Annotated in this window: 14 protein-coding genes; 1 reads left to right on the top strand and 13 read right to left on the bottom strand. The window is 59.2% G+C overall.

Annotation, left to right across the window (positions count from 1 at the left end; genetic code table 11):
* Position 1 precedes the first annotated feature (1 nt).
* From surE to LOY28_RS23865, 5 genes are read right to left on the bottom strand one after another with little or no spacing between them, the layout of a single operon-like run.
* Positions 2–751 (bottom strand): 5'/3'-nucleotidase SurE, encoded by a 750-nt coding sequence (gene surE, locus LOY28_RS23845; protein WP_018926998.1) that lies wholly within the window; start codon positions 749–751, stop codon positions 2–4.
* Positions 739–1,797, bottom strand: a complete 1,059-nt coding sequence (gene truD / locus LOY28_RS23850; protein ID WP_018926999.1) for a tRNA pseudouridine(13) synthase TruD — start codon at positions 1,795–1,797, stop codon at positions 739–741. The genes surE and truD overlap by 13 nt, the downstream gene beginning before the upstream one ends.
* Complete coding sequence (gene ispF, locus LOY28_RS23855; protein ID WP_018927000.1) at positions 1,794–2,267, bottom strand: 2-C-methyl-D-erythritol 2,4-cyclodiphosphate synthase; 474 nt, start codon at positions 2,265–2,267, stop codon at positions 1,794–1,796. The genes truD and ispF overlap by 4 nt, the downstream gene beginning before the upstream one ends.
* A 53-nt stretch (positions 2,268–2,320) precedes the next feature.
* Entirely contained in the window at positions 2,321–3,166 is an 846-nt protein-coding gene (gene fghA, locus LOY28_RS23860) for an S-formylglutathione hydrolase (RefSeq protein ID WP_064620040.1), read from the bottom strand.
* Between the two features lie 8 nt (positions 3,167–3,174).
* On the bottom strand, positions 3,175–4,287 hold the full coding sequence (locus tag LOY28_RS23865; RefSeq protein ID WP_007907184.1) for an S-(hydroxymethyl)glutathione dehydrogenase/class III alcohol dehydrogenase: 1,113 nt from the start codon (positions 4,285–4,287) through the stop codon (positions 3,175–3,177).
* Positions 4,288–4,393: 106 nt separating this feature from the next.
* Here LOY28_RS23865 and LOY28_RS23870 point away from each other — a divergent pair, with 106 nt between their 5' ends.
* Positions 4,394–5,290 (top strand): LysR substrate-binding domain-containing protein, encoded by an 897-nt coding sequence (locus LOY28_RS23870; RefSeq protein ID WP_018927003.1) that lies wholly within the window; start codon positions 4,394–4,396, stop codon positions 5,288–5,290.
* A gap of 36 nt (positions 5,291–5,326) precedes the next feature.
* Here the strand turns inward: LOY28_RS23870 and ispD are convergent, their stop codons facing one another.
* The 8 genes from ispD to dnaE form a co-directional block, all read right to left on the bottom strand.
* Positions 5,327–6,034, bottom strand: a complete 708-nt coding sequence (gene ispD / locus LOY28_RS23875; RefSeq protein ID WP_019581012.1) for a 2-C-methyl-D-erythritol 4-phosphate cytidylyltransferase — start codon at positions 6,032–6,034, stop codon at positions 5,327–5,329.
* Positions 6,031–6,309 carry a cell division protein FtsB gene (gene ftsB / locus LOY28_RS23880; RefSeq protein WP_007907178.1) on the bottom strand — a complete coding sequence of 93 codons (279 nt, stop codon included), beginning with the start codon at positions 6,307–6,309 and terminating at the stop codon, positions 6,031–6,033. Before ftsB ends, ispD begins: the two co-directional genes overlap by 4 nt.
* A 170-nt stretch (positions 6,310–6,479) precedes the next feature.
* Complete coding sequence (eno, locus tag LOY28_RS23885; protein WP_019581013.1) at positions 6,480–7,769, bottom strand: phosphopyruvate hydratase; 1,290 nt, start codon at positions 7,767–7,769, stop codon at positions 6,480–6,482.
* 157 nt (positions 7,770–7,926) lie between these two features.
* Positions 7,927–8,772 (bottom strand): 3-deoxy-8-phosphooctulonate synthase, encoded by an 846-nt coding sequence (gene kdsA / locus LOY28_RS23890; protein WP_015093773.1) that lies wholly within the window; start codon positions 8,770–8,772, stop codon positions 7,927–7,929.
* Positions 8,773–8,777: 5 nt separating this feature from the next.
* Positions 8,778–10,409 (bottom strand): CTP synthase, encoded by a 1,632-nt coding sequence (locus LOY28_RS23895; RefSeq protein ID WP_026286489.1) that lies wholly within the window; start codon positions 10,407–10,409, stop codon positions 8,778–8,780.
* A gap of 274 nt (positions 10,410–10,683) precedes the next feature.
* Positions 10,684–12,012 carry a tRNA lysidine(34) synthetase TilS gene (gene tilS / locus LOY28_RS23900; RefSeq protein ID WP_258612636.1) on the bottom strand — a complete coding sequence of 443 codons (1,329 nt, stop codon included), beginning with the start codon at positions 12,010–12,012 and terminating at the stop codon, positions 10,684–10,686.
* A 150-nt stretch (positions 12,013–12,162) separates the two neighbouring features.
* The gene (locus LOY28_RS23905) at positions 12,163–13,110 is read right to left on the bottom strand and encodes an acetyl-CoA carboxylase carboxyltransferase subunit alpha (protein WP_018927007.1); all 948 of its coding nucleotides are present in this window, start codon (positions 13,108–13,110) and stop codon (positions 12,163–12,165) included.
* A gap of 150 nt (positions 13,111–13,260) precedes the next feature.
* Positions 13,261–16,782, bottom strand: coding sequence for a DNA polymerase III subunit alpha (gene dnaE, locus LOY28_RS23910; protein WP_018927008.1), 3,522 nt, complete (start codon positions 16,780–16,782; stop codon positions 13,261–13,263).
* Positions 16,783–16,845: the final 63 nt, after the last annotated feature.

Below are 16,845 nucleotides of genomic sequence, written 5' to 3' on the forward strand. Positions count from 1 at the left end.
ATTAGCGCAGCCCCTCCAGCCAGCCATCGAGACTTCTGAAGGCATCATTAAAGGTGCGATCCAGTTGCAGTGGCGTGATTGAAACATAGCCTTGCATCACCGCATGGAAATCAGTGCCCGGGCCGCCATCTTCGGCGTCACCCGCCGCAGCGATCCAGTAACCGGATTTACCACGCGGATCGACCACTTTTATCGGCGCAGCGGCGCGGGCGCGATGGCCCAGGCGGGTCAGCTGGATACCGCGGATATGCTCCAGCGGCAAGTTGGGAATGTTCACGTTCAGTACCGTGCGCGGTGGCAGATCGAGGTCCGCGTGGGCCTCTACCAGTTTGCGCGCAAAATAAGCCGCCGTGGGAAGGTTCTCCACTTGCCGTGAGACAAACGAAAAGGCAAACGAAGGACGCTCCAGGAAACGTCCCTCAAGGGCCGCCGCCACAGTACCGGAATACAGCACGTCGTCCCCCAGGTTCGCACCCAGGTTAATACCGGAAACCACCATGTCCGGTTCAAACTCCAGCAAGCCGTTAAGGCCCAGGTGCACGCAATCGGTAGGCGTTCCGTTGAGGCTGATAAAGCCATTGGCCAAGGTATGCGGGTGCAACGGACGGTCGAGCGTCAGCGAGCTGCTGGCGCCGCTTTTGTCCTGGTCCGGGGCGATAACCACGCATTCGGTGTAATCCGCCAGCGCAGCATAAAGCGCGGCGAGACCGGGTGCGGTTACCCCATCGTCGTTAGAAATCAGAATACGCATGGGCTGTCCGTCTGCCCCACCGGCACCAGATCGACGAGTTCACGCACCAATACGGTGGCGAAGCATCCGGCCGGGAGGACGAATTCCAGTTGCAGAATGTCAGGCTCGGGATAATGCCACGTCAACCCGCCAATGGGCAGCCGCAGGATGCGACGTTCGTGGCTCATACCGGCGTTAATCAACCAATCACGCAGATCCGCTTCGCGCGCGGCGATTGCCTGCTCCAGTTCATGGACAGCCCCCGACGCCGGCGAGTCACCTTCGCCCCACTGTGGGCCGGTCGGGTGCAAGTCGAGAATCGCCAGACGCGGGTCACTGCACTCGGCTTCACCTGCCGGGAAGAAACTGCGGCTGTCAGTGAACGCCAGCAGATCGCCGACCTGAGCACGCTGCCAGGTACCATCGGCGACGCGTGCCGCCAGCACCTGATTAAACAGAAAGCTACGCGCAGTGGAGAGCAGGCGCGAACGCACATTGCGTTGTTCCGGCAGGGCTTTGCGCGCAGCCCAGGCACGGGCGTCGACGACGTTGCCGCCGTCATGCCCGAAACGCTGGGCGCCGAAATAATTGGGAATACCTTGCCTGGCGATCAGTTGCAGACGCTCTTCGATCGCGGCCTTGTCGCCAGCGAATTGAGTCAGGCGCAACGTGAAGCCGTTGGCCGAATGGGCACCGCGTTGCAGCTTGCGTCTGTGCCGACCGGTCTTGAGAATCTTCAGCGTGTCGTTTTCCGCTGCCGACAGATCTGGATCAGCCTTGCCGGGCAGTTGCACGCTGAACCACTGGCGAGTCAACGCCTGACGGTCCTTGAGGCCCGCGTAGCTGACGGTACGCAATGGCACGCCCGCAGCCTTGGCAATCCGCCGTGCCGCTTCTTCGGTATTCAGACCGCGCTTTTCCACCCAGATCCATAGGTGTTCGCCGTCGCCGCTCAGGGGAATATCGAGGACTTCATCAACCTGGAAATCTTCCGCCGTGGCTTTCAGCACCGCGCTGCCGAGAGCGTCACCGTAGGCCCGTGGGCCGAGCAATTGCGCCTCGTTCATGCGCGCAGCAACAAGGCAACGGAGTGCACGGCAATACCTTCTTCGCGACCGACAAAGCCAAGCTTTTCGGTGGTGGTAGCTTTCACGTTCACTTGATCCAACTCAACTTGAAGATCCGCGGCAATCAGCGCGCGCATCGATTCGATATGCGGGGCCATTTTCGGGGCCTGGGCGACGATGGTGTTATCGACGTTGCCGACTTTCCAGCCCTTGGCGTGGATCAGTGCGACGACATGACGCAACAGCGCGCGGCTGTCGGCGCCCTTGAATTGCGGATCGGTGTCCGGAAAATGCTTGCCGATATCACCCAGCGCGGCAGCGCCGAGCAACGCATCGCTCAAGGCGTGCAGCAGGACATCACCGTCGGAATGGGCAAGCAGCCCGAAGCTGTGTGCAATCCGCACACCGCCCAGCGTGATGAAATCGCCTTCACCGAAACGGTGCACATCATAGCCGTGGCCAATACGCATAAAAAAACGCCCCGATTTTTGTCAGGGCGTGATTCTACCTGCTTTGTCAGACATTAGGCGCTTAGAGCGCGCGCGTGATGCTGCAAGTGGTCGTCGATGAAACTGGCGATGAAGAAATAACTGTGGTCGTAGCCGGGTTGCAAACGCAACGTCAGCGGATGACCGGCAAGTTTCGCTGCCTGTTGCAGGGCTTCAGGCTTAAGCTGGGTGGCGAGGAAATCGTCGCGATCACCCTGATCCACCAGCAGCGGCAGTTTCTCGTCGGCTTCGGCGATCAATGCACAGGCATCCCACTCGCGCCATTTCGACCGGTCTTCCCCCAAGTAGCGGGAAAAGGCTTTCTGCCCCCATGGGCAATCGATCGGATTGTTGATCGGCGAGAACGCCGACACCGACTGGTAACGCCCCGGATTGCGCAAGGCGCAGACCAGCGCACCGTGACCACCCATGGAGTGGCCGCTGATGCCACGCTTTTCCGATGCCGGGAAATGCGCCTCAACCAATGCCGGCAATTCCTGCACGACATAGTCATGCATCCGATAGTGCCGCGACCACGGTTCCTGCGTGGCATTCAGATAAAAACCGGCACCGAGACCGAAGTCCCAGGCACCATCCGGATCGCCCGGCACTTCGGGACCGCGTGGGCTGGTGTCCGGTGCGACGATAATCAGCCCCAGCTCGGCAGCCATGCGCATGGCACCGGCCTTCTGCATGAAGTTCTCGTCGGTACAGGTCAGGCCAGACAACCAGTACAACACTGGCAGTTTACCGCCCTGCTCCGCTTGCGGCGGCAGGTACACGGCAAACACCATGTCGCAACCGAGCACGTCGGAGCGGTGCCGGTAGCGCTTGTGCCAGCCGCCGAAGCTTTTCTGGCAGGAGATATTTTCCAGGCTCATAAGCGACCTCAGAAATGAATGACGCTACGGATGCTTTTGCCTTCATGCATCAAGTCAAACGCCTTGTTGATATCTTCCAGGCCCATGGTGTGGGTGATGAAGGTATCCAACGGGATCTCGCCGGTCTGGGCCATTTCGACATAGCTTGGCAACTCGGTACGGCCACGCACGCCACCGAACGCCGAACCGCGCCAGACGCGACCGGTGACCAACTGGAATGGACGGGTGGAGATTTCCTGGCCTGCGCCGGCCACACCGATGATGACCGACTCGCCCCAACCTTTGTGGCAGCACTCAAGTGCGGCACGCATCAACTGCACGTTGCCGATGCATTCGAACGAGAAGTCGACGCCGCCATCGGTCATGTCGACGATCACTTCCTGAATCGGACGATCGAAGTCTTTCGGGTTCACGCAGTCCGTGGCGCCCAATTGCTTGGCGATTTCGAACTTGGCCGGGTTGATGTCAATGGCGATGATCCGGCCAGCCTTGGCTTTGACCGCGCCGATCACGGCAGACAGTCCGATGCCACCCAGGCCGAAGATGGCAACGGTGTCACCCGGTTTGACCTTGGCAGTGTTGATCACAGCACCGATGCCGGTGGTGACGCCACAGCCCAGCAGGCAGACTTTTTCCAGCGGTGCTTCTTTAGGAATTTTGGCGACAGAGATTTCCGGCAGCACGGTGTACTCGGAAAACGTCGAGGTGCCCATGTAGTGGAAAATCGTTTCGCCCTTGTAGGAGAAGCGCGAAGTGCCGTCCGGCATCAGGCCTTTACCCTGGGTTGCACGAATCGCCTGGCAGAGGTTGGTTTTGCCCGACAGACAGAATTTGCACTTGCCACATTCCGGGGTGTACAGCGGGATCACATGATCGCCCACCGCAACCGAGGTCACGCCCTCGCCGATCGCTTCGACCACCGCGCCACCTTCGTGGCCCAGGATCGACGGGAAGATACCTTCCGGGTCCGCGCCCGAGAGGGTGTAGGCATCGGTATGGCAGACACCGGAAGCGACGACGCGCAGCAGGACTTCGCCCGCCTTGGGCATGGCGACATCGACTTCAACGATCTCGAGGGGCTTCTTGGCCTCGAAGGCAACGGCGGCGCGCGACTTGATCATGCTGACTCTCCAGTGAATAAAAACGAGACAGGGAGTGTAATACAGCGGCATACGATGAATAATCGGGACAAAAGCAAAACATTATTGCCATGCAGGGATAATCCTGATGTCCGAAAACCGCTGGGAAGGCATCGACGAGTTCGTCGCCGTCGCAGAGTGCAACCAATTCACCGCCGCGGCTGAACGCCTTGGGGTGTCTTCCTCCCACATCAGTCGCCAAATCGTACGACTGGAAGAGCGACTGCAAACCCGCTTGCTCTATCGCAGCACCCGCCGGGTCACGCTGACCGAAGCCGGGCAAACCTTTCTGCAACATTGCCAACGGTTGCAGGACGGCCGCGAAGAAGCGTTGCGCGCTGTCGGCGACCTGACCAGCGAACCCAAGGGCATGCTGCGCATGACCTGTGCCGTGGCCTACGGCGAACGATTCATTGTGCCGCTGGTGACTCGTTTCATGGGGCTGTATCCGCAACTGCGTGTCGACATCGAACTGAGCAACCGCCCGCTCGATCTGGTGCACGAAGGGCTGGACCTGGCCATCCGCCTCGGCCGCCTGCAGGATTCAAGATTGGTCGCGACTCGTTTGGCACCACGGCGCATGTACCTGTGCGCCTCGCCGTCCTACCTGGAACGGTATGGTCGCCCACACAGTTTGTCGGAACTGAGTCGCCACAACTGCCTCATCGGCAGCTCGGATATCTGGCAACTGGAACAGAACGGGCGGGAATTTTCCCAGCGAGTACAGGGAAACTGGCGTTGCAACAGTGGGCAGGCAGTGCTGGATGCCGCGCTACAAGGGGTTGGATTGTGTCAGCTGCCGGATTACTACGTGCTGGAGCACCTGAAAAACGGCGAATTGATCTCGCTGCTGGAAGCCCACCAACCGCCGAACACAGCGGTTTGGGCGCTTTATCCACAGCAGCGGCATCTGTCACCGAAAGTACGCAAGTTAGTGGATTATTTGAAGGAAGGGTTGGCCGAACGGCCGGAATATCGGGTTTAAGAGCAAAAGATCACAGCCTGCATAGGCGGCGATCTTTTAACGGCGGTTCGCCCAGCGCTGGCGCAACCACTCAAGGTCTTCGGGGCGAGTGACTTTGATGTTGTCGGATCGACCTTCGATCAAACGGGGTGCCATACCTGCCCACTCCATCGCCGAGGCTTCATCGGTGATGACAGCATCCGCCACCAGGCTATCCGCCAACGCCCGATGCAATGCTCCAAGGCGAAACATCTGCGGTGTATAAGCCTGCCAGATCACACTGCGATCCACTGTTTCCAGCACACGCCCGTGCTTGTCGACCCGTTTGAGGGTGTCGCGCGCAGGCACCGCCAATAGGCCGCCCACCGGGTCGTCAGCCAGTTCACTGAGCAATTTATCAAGATCATCGCGCGCCAGATTCGGTCGCGCGGCATCGTGAACCAACACCCAATCCTCATCGTCAGCGCCCTGGGCATGCAGATGCAGCAAGGCGTTGAGCACTGATCCGGAACGCTCGGCGCCGCCTTCAACCCGCTGAATACGCGGATCGGCAGCACAGGCCAGATTCGGCCAGTAAGGATCGTCGATGGCAAGACTGACCACCAACCCCTTCAGGGCAGGATGATCGAGGAAACAGCCAAGGCTGTGTTCGAGAATAGTGCGCCCGCCCAGTTGCAAGTATTGCTTGGGACGGTCCGCGGCCATACGGGCACCGACGCCCGCGGCAGGAATCACGGCCCAGAAGGCCGGTAACGACTCAATCATTGGGCCAACTGGTAAAGGGTTTCACCATCCTTGACCATGCCCAACTCATGGCGAGCCCGTTCTTCAACGGTCTCCATGCCCTTTTTCAACTCACTGACTTCGGCGTCCATCACCCGATTGCGCTCCAGCAACGCCTCGTTCTCGGCGTGTTGATCCGCAATCTGCTGCTTCAGCTCGGCCACTTGCGCCAGACTGCCATTACCCACCCACAGGCGATACTGCAGGCCGGCCAGCAGCAAGAGCAAGACGAGGAACAACCAATTGGGACTGCGCATCGAATATCAGGTATCCAGTGAAAAAAGACAGCCATGCCAAACTTTGAAGCTTCTGATAGCACGAAGCCTGGAAGAACCAGGCTTGTGCTCTTAAGGCATCAGATTAGTGGCAAATCCGTCGCTGTCGCGATTTTTCCGACACAATCCGGTGTCTTTTTATCGTTTACCACTCAGCCGCGGAATTCGCTACGGCCGTTGTACTTGGCTTTGCCATTCAACTGCTCTTCGATACGCAGCAGTTGGTTGTACTTGGAAACGCGGTCGGAACGGCACAGCGAACCGGTCTTGATCTGGCCAGCCGAGGTGCCCACGGCCAGGTCGGCAATGGTCGAATCTTCGGTTTCGCCGGAGCGGTGCGAGATCACGGCAGTGTAACCAGCGGCCTTGGCCATCTGGATGGCTTCCAGGGTTTCGGTCAGGGTGCCGATCTGGTTGAACTTGATCAGGATCGAGTTGGCGATCTTTTTATCGATGCCTTCTTTCAGGATCTTGGTGTTGGTCACGAACAGGTCGTCGCCTACCAGCTGAGTCTTCTCGCCGATCTTGTCGGTGAGGATTTTCCAGCCAGCCCAGTCGGACTCGTCCAGACCGTCTTCGATGGAGATGATCGGGTAACGCTCGGTCAAACCTTTCAGGTAGTCGGCGAAACCTTCAGCAGTGAACACCTGGCCTTCGCCGGACAGGTTGTACTTGCCATCTTCGTAGAATTCACTGGCCGCGCAGTCCAGGGCCAGGGTCACGTCGGTGCCCAGCTTGTAACCGGCGTTGGCCACGGCTTCGGAGATCACTTTCAAAGCGTCTTCGTTGGAAGACAGGTTCGGCGCGAAACCACCTTCGTCACCGACGGCAGTGCTCAGGCCACGAGCCTTCAGAACGGCTTTGAGATGATGGAAAATCTCGGTGCCCATGCGCAGACCTTCCGAGAAAGACTTGGCGCCAACCGGCTGAACCATGAATTCCTGGATGTCGACGTTGTTATCGGCGTGCTCGCCACCGTTGATGATGTTCATCATCGGAACCGGCATCGAGTAAACACCCGGGGTACCGTTCAGGTTGGCAATGTGAGCGTACAGCGGCAGGTCCTGGTCCTGTGCTGCTGCCTTGGCCGCGGCCAGGGAAACGGCGAGGATCGCGTTGGCGCCCAGGGTCGCTTTGTTCTCAGTGCCATCGAGCTTGATCATCGCGTGATCCAGCGCTTTCTGGTCGCTTGGGTCTTTGCCCAGCAACAGGTCGCGGATCGGACCGTTGATGTTGGCTACGGCCTTAAGCACGCCTTTACCCAGATAACGGCTCTTGTCGCCATCACGCAGCTCGAGCGCTTCACGCGAGCCAGTGGAAGCACCGGATGGCGCGCATGCGCTGCCGATGATGCCGTTATCGAGAAGCACGTCTGCTTCCACAGTGGGATTGCCACGGGAGTCGAGAACTTCACGACCTTTGATGTCGACGATTTTTGCCATTGTTGTAAACACTCCAAAGTTGACGAAAACGACGCAGCTGAAGGAAATCTTTTATCGTCGGCAAGTGACAGACAGCGGGCAGACTTGCGGACGATAAGGCTCAAGCCCGAGGGCCTGAGCATTTAAACCGTGCGGTACTTTACCGGAGAATTGAGGTTTACGCGGTTTCTACCGTCGGAAAACTCTTCACCAGTTCGTCCAGTGCTTTGAGCTGGGCCAGGAATGGCTCCAGTTTGTCCAGACGCAGGGCGCAAGGGCCGTCGCATTTGGCGTTGTCCGGGTCCGGGTGGGCTTCGAGGAACAGCCCGGCCAGCGACTGGCTCATGCCGGCCTTGGCCAGGTCAGTGACCTGGGCACGACGACCACCGGCGGAATCGGAGCGACCGCCGGGCATTTGCAGCGCGTGGGTCACGTCGAAGAACACCGGGTATTCGAACTGCTTCATGATGCCGAAGCCGAGCATGTCGACCACGAGATTGTTGTAGCCGAAGCTCGAACCACGCTCGCAGAGAATCAACTGATCGTTACCGGCTTCCACGCATTTGTTCAGGATGTGTTTCATTTCCTGGGGCGCGAGGAACTGGGCTTTCTTGATGTTGATCACCGCGCCGGTCTTGGCCATCGCGACCACGAGATCGGTCTGGCGGGACAGGAAGGCCGGCAACTGGATAATGTCGCAGACTTCAGCGACGACCGCAGCCTGATCAGGCTCGTGGACGTCGGTGATGATCGGTACGCCAAAGGCTTGCTTGATGTCCTGGAAAATCCGCATGCCCTCTTCCAGCCCGGGGCCACGATAAGAGGTCACAGAAGAACGGTTCGCCTTGTCGAAACTGGCCTTGAACACGTAAGGGATACCGAGTTTTTCGGTGACCTTTACGTACTCTTCGCAGACCTGCATCGCCATGTCACGGCTTTCCAGCACGTTCATGCCACCGAACAGCACCATTGGCTTGTCGTTGGCAATCTCGATATCGCCTACGCGGATGATCTTCTGCGCCATCAGGATTACGCCTTCTTCTGGTGTTGAGCCAAAGCGGCTTTAACGAAACCGCTGAACAACGGGTGACCGTCGCGTGGCGTCGAGGTGAACTCTGGGTGGAACTGGCAAGCGACGAACCATGGGTGATCCGGTGCTTCAACCACTTCAACCAGCGCGCCATCACCGGAACGACCAGAGATTTTCAGGCCGGCCTCGATGATTTGCGGCAGCAGGTTGTTGTTCACTTCGTAGCGATGACGGTGACGCTCGACGATCACATCCTTGGCGTAGCAATCGTGCACCAGGGAACCTGGCTCAAGCAGGCAGTCCTGAGCGCCAAGGCGCATGGTGCCACCCAGATCGGACGATTCGGTACGGATTTCGACGGCGCCGGTGGCATCTTCCCACTCGGTGATCAGACCCACCACCGGGTGACCGCTGGTACGATCGAACTCAGTGGAGTTGGCATCTTTCCAGCCCATTACGTTACGAGCGAACTCGATAACGGCCACTTGCATGCCCAGGCAGATACCCAGGTATGGAACCTTGTTTTCGCGAGCGTATTGAACGGCAGTGATCTTGCCTTCAACACCACGCAGACCGAAGCCGCCCGGTACCAGAATCGCGTCGACGCCTTCCAGCAGCGCGGTGCCCTGGTTTTCGATGTCTTCGGAATCGATGTAGCGCAGGTTGACCTTGGTGCGGTTGCTGATGCCAGCGTGACTCATCGCCTCGATCAGCGACTTGTAGGCGTCCAGCAGTTCCATGTACTTGCCGACCATGGCGATGGTGACTTCGTGCTCCGGGTTCAGCTTGGCATCAACCACCGCTTCCCACTCGGACAGATCGGCGCTGTCGCATTGCAGGCCGAAACGCTCGACGACGAAATCATCCAGGCCCTGGGAGTGCAGAATGCCCGGGATCTTGTAGATGGTGTCGGCGTCTTCCAGCGCAATCACCGCACGCTCTTCAACGTTGGTGAACTGCGCGATCTTGCGACGCGAAGAAATGTCGATCGGGTGATCGGAGCGGCACACCAGCACGTCAGGCTGCAGGCCAATGGAACGCAGTTCCTTGACCGAGTGCTGGGTTGGCTTGGTTTTGGTTTCGCCGGCAGTGGCGATGTACGGCACCAGTGTCAGGTGCATCAGCATCGCGCGCTTGGCGCCGACTTCGAAACGCAATTGACGGATCGCCTCGAGGAACGGTTGCGACTCGATGTCACCCACGGTGCCACCGATCTCGACCATGGCCACGTCGGCATCGCCAGCGCCCTTGATGATCCGGCGCTTGATTTCGTCGGTGATGTGCGGGATCACCTGAATGGTTGCGCCCAGGTAATCACCACGGCGCTCTTTGCGCAGGACGTGTTCGTAGACACGGCCAGTGGTGAAGTTGTTGTTCTGGGTCATGGTCGTGCGGATGAACCGCTCGTAGTGGCCCAGGTCCAGGTCGGTCTCGGCGCCGTCGTGGGTGACGAACACTTCACCGTGCTGGAACGGGCTCATGGTGCCCGGGTCAACGTTGATGTACGGGTCCAGCTTCAGCATGGTGACCTTAAGTCCCCGCGCCTCCAGGATGGCCGCCAATGAAGCCGAGGCAATGCCTTTCCCCAATGAAGAAACAACACCGCCCGTGACGAATATGTAGCGCGTCATGAAAAACCCTAGAAGTCTGCGTTAAAGCGGTCCGAGCCGCCGGGGAAAGCGAAGGAAGGCCGAAGCCCCCGATCACCTGCATTAATCACAGTGCACCTTTCAAAAAAACCGCCGCGTTGGGACAGACCGGAAGATGAAACACCGGTAGGTTGCTCGCTACACATTTTTTGGAATCGCCCAGCAAAGACTGCTTGGTAATCGGCAACTCCTGCGATTCAGGCGAATCCACAGAAGTTGTATCAAGAAGGGAGCGTAGTCTACCGGAAAGCCCCTTTCAGCTCAAACCTTGATCTTCGATCGGCGGCCGCCAATGCAAATACCAGCCACTGCGCTCACTGCCATTCAGCCCCCGCAGGTTCGCCACCGCCAGCAATTGCTGGCCCCTGTAGACCAGCGGCAATCTGCCACGGGCGAAGCCCGGCACACCGCTTTCGTTGAGCAAACGCTTCAAGTCACGGTGACCGCGATCGGGCAAACTCATGACTTCGCCGCCCTCACGATAGCGGATCTGCAACGGGCCATCGGGGATCTGGCCGGTGAGTGTGAGCACGCCATTATCCGGTAACGCCAGCAATACCGCGGGGTCAGCCCAGGACACCGGGGATGGCGGAGTGCGCAACCATCCACCTGACAACCACCAGAGACGCCCACCAGCGCGATGCAGTTCGCCCGCCGCCAATCGCCAGACCGGACGTGCGTCGCCAGTCGCATCGCGCAAATCCTGCCAACCCGACCAATGGTCACTGTCCGGCAAAGACGTCAGCGGTTTGAGCCAATGACTCAGCGCATTGCGCTGGCGTGCATCAGAGAGCTTTTCCAGGGGCGCCAGCTCCAGCGACGGCAACCCCAGCCAATCGAAATCACTGTCGGTGCCGGCCTGGGCCAGATCAATTTGCGCCAGATCGTCGAGCAACCCCTGCGCCTCACTCAGATGCGCAGCGCTGCGAGCCATGGTCGCCACTGCTTGCGGCCAGCGCGCGGTCAACACGGGGAACACCTGATGACGCAGGTAATTGCGCGAGAACTGCCGGTCCTGATTCGACGGATCTTCGATCCAGTTCAGCTGATATTCAGTGGCGTAGGCCTCAAGCTCGGCGCGAGTGACATCAAGCAGTGGTCGCAGCAGATGCCCACGCCCCAAAGGACGCTCACTCGGCATCCCCGACAAACCTCTCACCCCTGCCCCGCGCATCAGCCGAAACAACAGGGTTTCCGCTTGATCGTCACGGTGCTGACCTGTGAGCAGTACTTCACCGGCGTGAGTCGCCGCGATGAAGGCGCCGTAACGCGCATCCCGCGCCGCACGCTCGAGGCTAGCGCCGCGTTCAACCTGAACACGCACAACCTCCAGCGGCACACCCAACGCATCACAGACCGACTGACAATGTTCCGGCCACTCATCAGCCGCAGCCTGCAGGCCGTGGTGGACGTGAATGGCGGTCAATGCCGGCAAGGATTCGGTTTTTGCGAGGTGTGCGAGAAGGTGCAGCAGGACGGTGGAATCGAGACCACCGGAGAAGGCTATGCGCCAGGTTGTGGCGTTACGCCACGGAACCAGCCCATGGAGAAGCCTGGCTGGCAGATCAATCGTCTTAGGGCTCATAGACGTCAGTCGCTTCACATAGACCCATTGTGGGAGCGAGCCTGCTCGCGAAGGCTGCTTAACATTCAACATATTTGTTGATTGTTATACCGCAATCGCGAGCAGACGAACGTCGCCCGGCTCTTCCCACAAGGCTATAGCGCGATCAGATCAGAGACCGTAGCTCATCAGACGCTCGTAACGACGGGCCAGCAGCGCGTCGTTGTCGAACTTCTTCAACATCGCCAGTTGCGAGCTCAGCTCGGCGCGGATCGAGGCAGCGGCAGCCGCCGGATCACGATGAGCGCCGCCCAACGGCTCGCCGATCACTTTATCGACGATGCCCAGGCCCTTCAGACGCTCGGCAGTGATGCCCATCGCTTCAGCGGCATCCGGGGCTTTCTCGGAAGTTTTCCACAGAATCGAGGCGCAACCTTCCGGCGAAATCACTGCGTAAGTCGAATATTGCAGCATGTTCAGCTGATCGCAGACGCCAATGGCCAGCGCACCACCGGAACCACCCTCACCGATCACGGTGGCGATGATTGGGGTTTTCAGGCGAGCCATGACGCGCAGGTTCCAGGCAATCGCTTCGCTCTGGTTGCGCTCTTCGGCGTCGATGCCAGGGTAAGCGCCCGGGGTGTCGATGAAGGTCAGGATCGGCATTTTGAAACGCTCGGCCATTTCCATCAGGCGACACGCCTTGCGGTAGCCCTCAGGGCGCGGCATGCCGAAGTTGCGGCGAACCTTCTCGCGCACTTCGCGACCTTTCTGGTGACCGATAACCATCACCGGCTGGTCGTCCAGACGGGCAACACCGCCAACGATGGCAGCGTCGTCGGAGAAGTGACGGTCGCCGTGCAACTCATCGAACTCGGTGAAGATGTGTTCGATGTAGTCCAGGGTGTACGGACGTTTCGGGTGACGCGCCAGACGCGCGATCTGCCAGCTGGTCAGCTTGCCGAAGATGTCTTCGGTCAGCGTGCTGCTCTTGTCCTGTAGGCGGGAGATCTCATCGCCGATATTCAGCGAATTGTCATTACCGACCAAGCGCAACTCTTCGATCTTGGCTTGCAGGTCGGCGATCGGCTGTTCGAAATCTAGAAAATTCGGGTTCATAGGCGTCCGTCTAGGGTCGCGTCCAAGAGAGCTTGGGCCGGCCGGTTGTCTATTCGCGCCCTACCTTAAGGGACAGGCGCGTTCAGGTCGAGATTAAAAATTCGGGTCGGGATCAGGCGCGTTCCCATGGTAAGGAATGGCGCCTGACCGTCAACGGTATTGGAGGAAGACGTTGTCTCGCCCGAACTGGTCACGCAGGGCTTGAATCAAGGCATCCGCCGGGTCGATCCGCCAGGTCTCGCCAAACTGCAACAAGGCCTTCGCATCGGGGCTGGTGTAGTCCATGGTGATCGGGCACGCACCGCGATGACGCTTCAACAACTCGCCCAACCAGCGTAGCTGATCGCCCTTGAGATCCTTTGCATGCAACTTCAGGCGCAGGCTTTCGGCCAGGTTGGTGCGCGCATCTTCCATGCTCATCACCCGCTTGACCCGCAACCGCAGGCCACCGGAGAAGTCGTCGTTGCTGACTTCGCCTTCGACCACCACCATCGCATCGGTCTGCAACAACGACTGTGCGGAATGGAACGCATCGGCGAACAACGAGGCTTCGATCCGCCCGGAGCGGTCGTCGAGGGTGATGAAGCCCATCTTGTCGCCCTTTTTGTTCTTCATCACTCGCAGGGCGATGATCATGCCCGCGACCGTTTGCGTGTCGCGAGCCGGCTTCAGGTCGATGATGCGCTGACGGGCGAAGCGACGGATCTCGCCCTCGTATTCGTCGATCGGGTGGCCGGTGAGGTACAGGCCCAAGGTATCTTTCTCGCCTTTCAGGCGTTCCTTGAGGGTCAGCTCCTTGGCCTTGCGGTGATTGGCGTAGACGTCGGCGTCTTCTTCAACGAACAGACCGCCAAACAGATCGGCATGCCCACTGTCGTGGGTACGAGCGGTTTGTTCGGCCGCCTTGATCGCCTCTTCCATGGCCGTCAACAACACCGCGCGGTTGCGGTCGATGTTGGCCTGATAGGCTTTCTGCTCATCGTGGAAATACGGGCCAAGGCGGTCCAGGGCACCACTGCGGATCAAGCCGTCGAGGGTGCGTTTGTTGATACGCTTGAGGTCGACCCGCGCGCAAAAATCGAACAGGTCCTTGAACGGCCCGTCTTGCCGCGCCTCGGTAATCGCTTCGACCGGGCCTTCGCCCACGCCCTTGATCGCGCCCAAACCGTAAATGATGCGGCCTTCGTCGTTCACCGTGAACTTGAACTCCGAGGTGTTCACGTCTGGCGCGTCGAGGCGCAGCTTCATGGTCCGCACTTCTTCGATCAAGGTCACGACCTTGTCGGTGTTGTGCATATCCGCCGACAGTACCGCGGCCATGAACGGCGCCGGATAGTGGGCTTTCAGCCACGCGGTCTGGTACGACACCAGGCCGTAGGCAGCGGAGTGGGATTTGTTGAAACCGTAACCGGCGAATTTTTCTACCAGGTCGAAAATGTTACCGGCAAGGTCAGCGTCGATATTGTTGGTGGCGCAACCTTCAATGAAACCGCCGCGCTGCTTGGCCATTTCTTCGGGTTTTTTCTTACCCATGGCTCGACGCAGCATGTCCGCGCCGCCGAGGGTGTAACCGGCCATGACCTGGGCAATCTGCATCACCTGTTCCTGATACAGGATGATGCCGTAAGTCGGCGCCAATACCGGCTTGAGGCCGTCGTACTGGTAGTCCGAGTGCGGGTACGCGAGTTCGGCGCGACCGTGCTTACGGTTGATGAAGTCGTCCACCATGCCCGATTGCAGCGGGCCCGGACGGAACAGGGCCACCAGTGCGATCAAGTCTTCCAGGCAGTCGGGCTTGAGCTTTTTGATCAGCTCTTTCATGCCGCGCGACTCGAGCTGGAACACCGCGGTGGTTTCGGCTTTTTGCAGTAGCGTGTAAGTCGGTTTGTCATCCAGCGGGATGAACGCGATGTCCAGCGGCGGTTCGTTGACCTTGGCGCGGTCGCGGTTGATGGTTTTCAGCGCCCAGTCGATGATCGTCAGGGTCCGAAGCCCCAGGAAGTCGAACTTCACCAGACCGGCAGCCTCAACGTCATCCTTGTCGAACTGGGTTACCAGACCGTCGCCCGCTTCGTCGCAATAGATCGGCGAGAAGTCGGTCAGCTTGGTCGGCGCAATCACCACACCACCGGCGTGTTTACCGACGTTACGCACAACGCCTTCGAGCTTGCGCGCCATTTCCCAGATTTCCGCGGCTTCTTCATCGACCTTGATGAAGTCGCGCAGGATTTCTTCCTGTTCGTAGGCTTTTTCCAGGGTCATGCCGACTTCGAACGGAATCATCTTCGACAGACGATCCGCCAGTCCGTAGGACTTGCCCTGCACCCGCGCCACGTCACGGACCACAGCCTTGGCCGCCATGGAACCGAAGGTGATGATCTGGCTTACCGCGTTACGGCCGTATTTCTCGGCCACGTAATCGATCACGCGGTCGCGACCGTCCATGCAGAAGTCGACGTCGAAGTCGGGCATGGAAACCCGTTCCGGGTTAAGGAAACGTTCGAACAGCAGGTCATATTCCAGCGGGTCGAGGTCGGTGATCTTCTGCACATAGGCCACCAGCGACCCGGCACCCGACCCACGGCCAGGCCCCACCGGTACGCCGTTGTTCTTGGCCCACTGGATAAAGTCCATCACGATCAGGAAGTAACCGGGGAAGCCCATCTGGATGATGATATCCAGCTCGAAATTCAGCCGGTCGACATAGACTTGGCGCTTGGCTTCGTAGTCTTCGGTGGTGTCCTTGGGCAGCAGAACGCTGAGGCGTTCTTCCAGACCGTCGAAGGAAACCTTGCGGAAATATTCGTCGATGGTCATGCCATCGGGAATCGGGAAGTTGGGCAGGAAGTGCTTGCCCAGCTTCACTTCGATGTTGCAGCGCTTGGCGATCTCGACTGTGTTCTCCAGCGCCTCAGGCAGGTCGCTGAACAGCTCGGCCATTTCCTCGGCGCTTTTGAGGTATTGCTGATCGCTGTAATTCTTCGAACGCCGCGGATCGTCGAGGGCGCGGCCTTCACCGATGCAAACGCGGGTTTCGTGGGCTTCGAAGTCTTCCTGCTTGATGAAGCGCACGTCGTTGGTCGCCACCAGCGGCGCGCCGATTTTCTCGGCCAGGGCCACGGCGCCGTGCAGTTGCTCTTCGTCGTTGGGGCGGTTGGTGCGCTGGACTTCCAGATAGAAACGATCCGGGAACACCGCCATCCACTCGCGAGCCAGGGTTTCGGCTTCGTCCGGGTTGCCGCCGAGCATCGCCAGACCGATTTCGCCCTCTTTCGCCGCCGACAGCATGATCAAGCCTTCGCTGGCTTCGGCCACCCACTCGCGCTCGATGATGATCGAACCATTGCGCTGGCCGTCGATGAAACCACGGGAGATCAGTTCGGTGAGGTTGCGATAACCTGTGGCGTTCATCGCCAGCAGGCTGATCCGGCTCAAGGGGTTGTCCGGATCCTTGTTCGACAGCCACAGGTCGGCGCCACAAATCGGCTTGATCCCGGCGCCCATGGCGGCTTTATAGAATTTGACCAGGGAACACATGTTGTTCTGGTCAGTGACCGCCACGGCAGGCATGTTCATGCCGACCAGGGTCTTGACCAGCGGTTTGATCCGCACCAGACCGTCGACCAGGGAATATTCAGTGTGCAGGCGTAGATGAACGAATGAAGCCGGCATAGTGATCCTGTCTAGAAACTAGAAACGTGAAGACAACAAGGCCCGGATTGTACCGGGCCTTGA

It is taken from the genome of Pseudomonas sp. B21-017 (assembly GCF_024749245.1).
In the GTDB taxonomy this organism is placed as follows: domain Bacteria; phylum Pseudomonadota; class Gammaproteobacteria; order Pseudomonadales; family Pseudomonadaceae; genus Aquipseudomonas.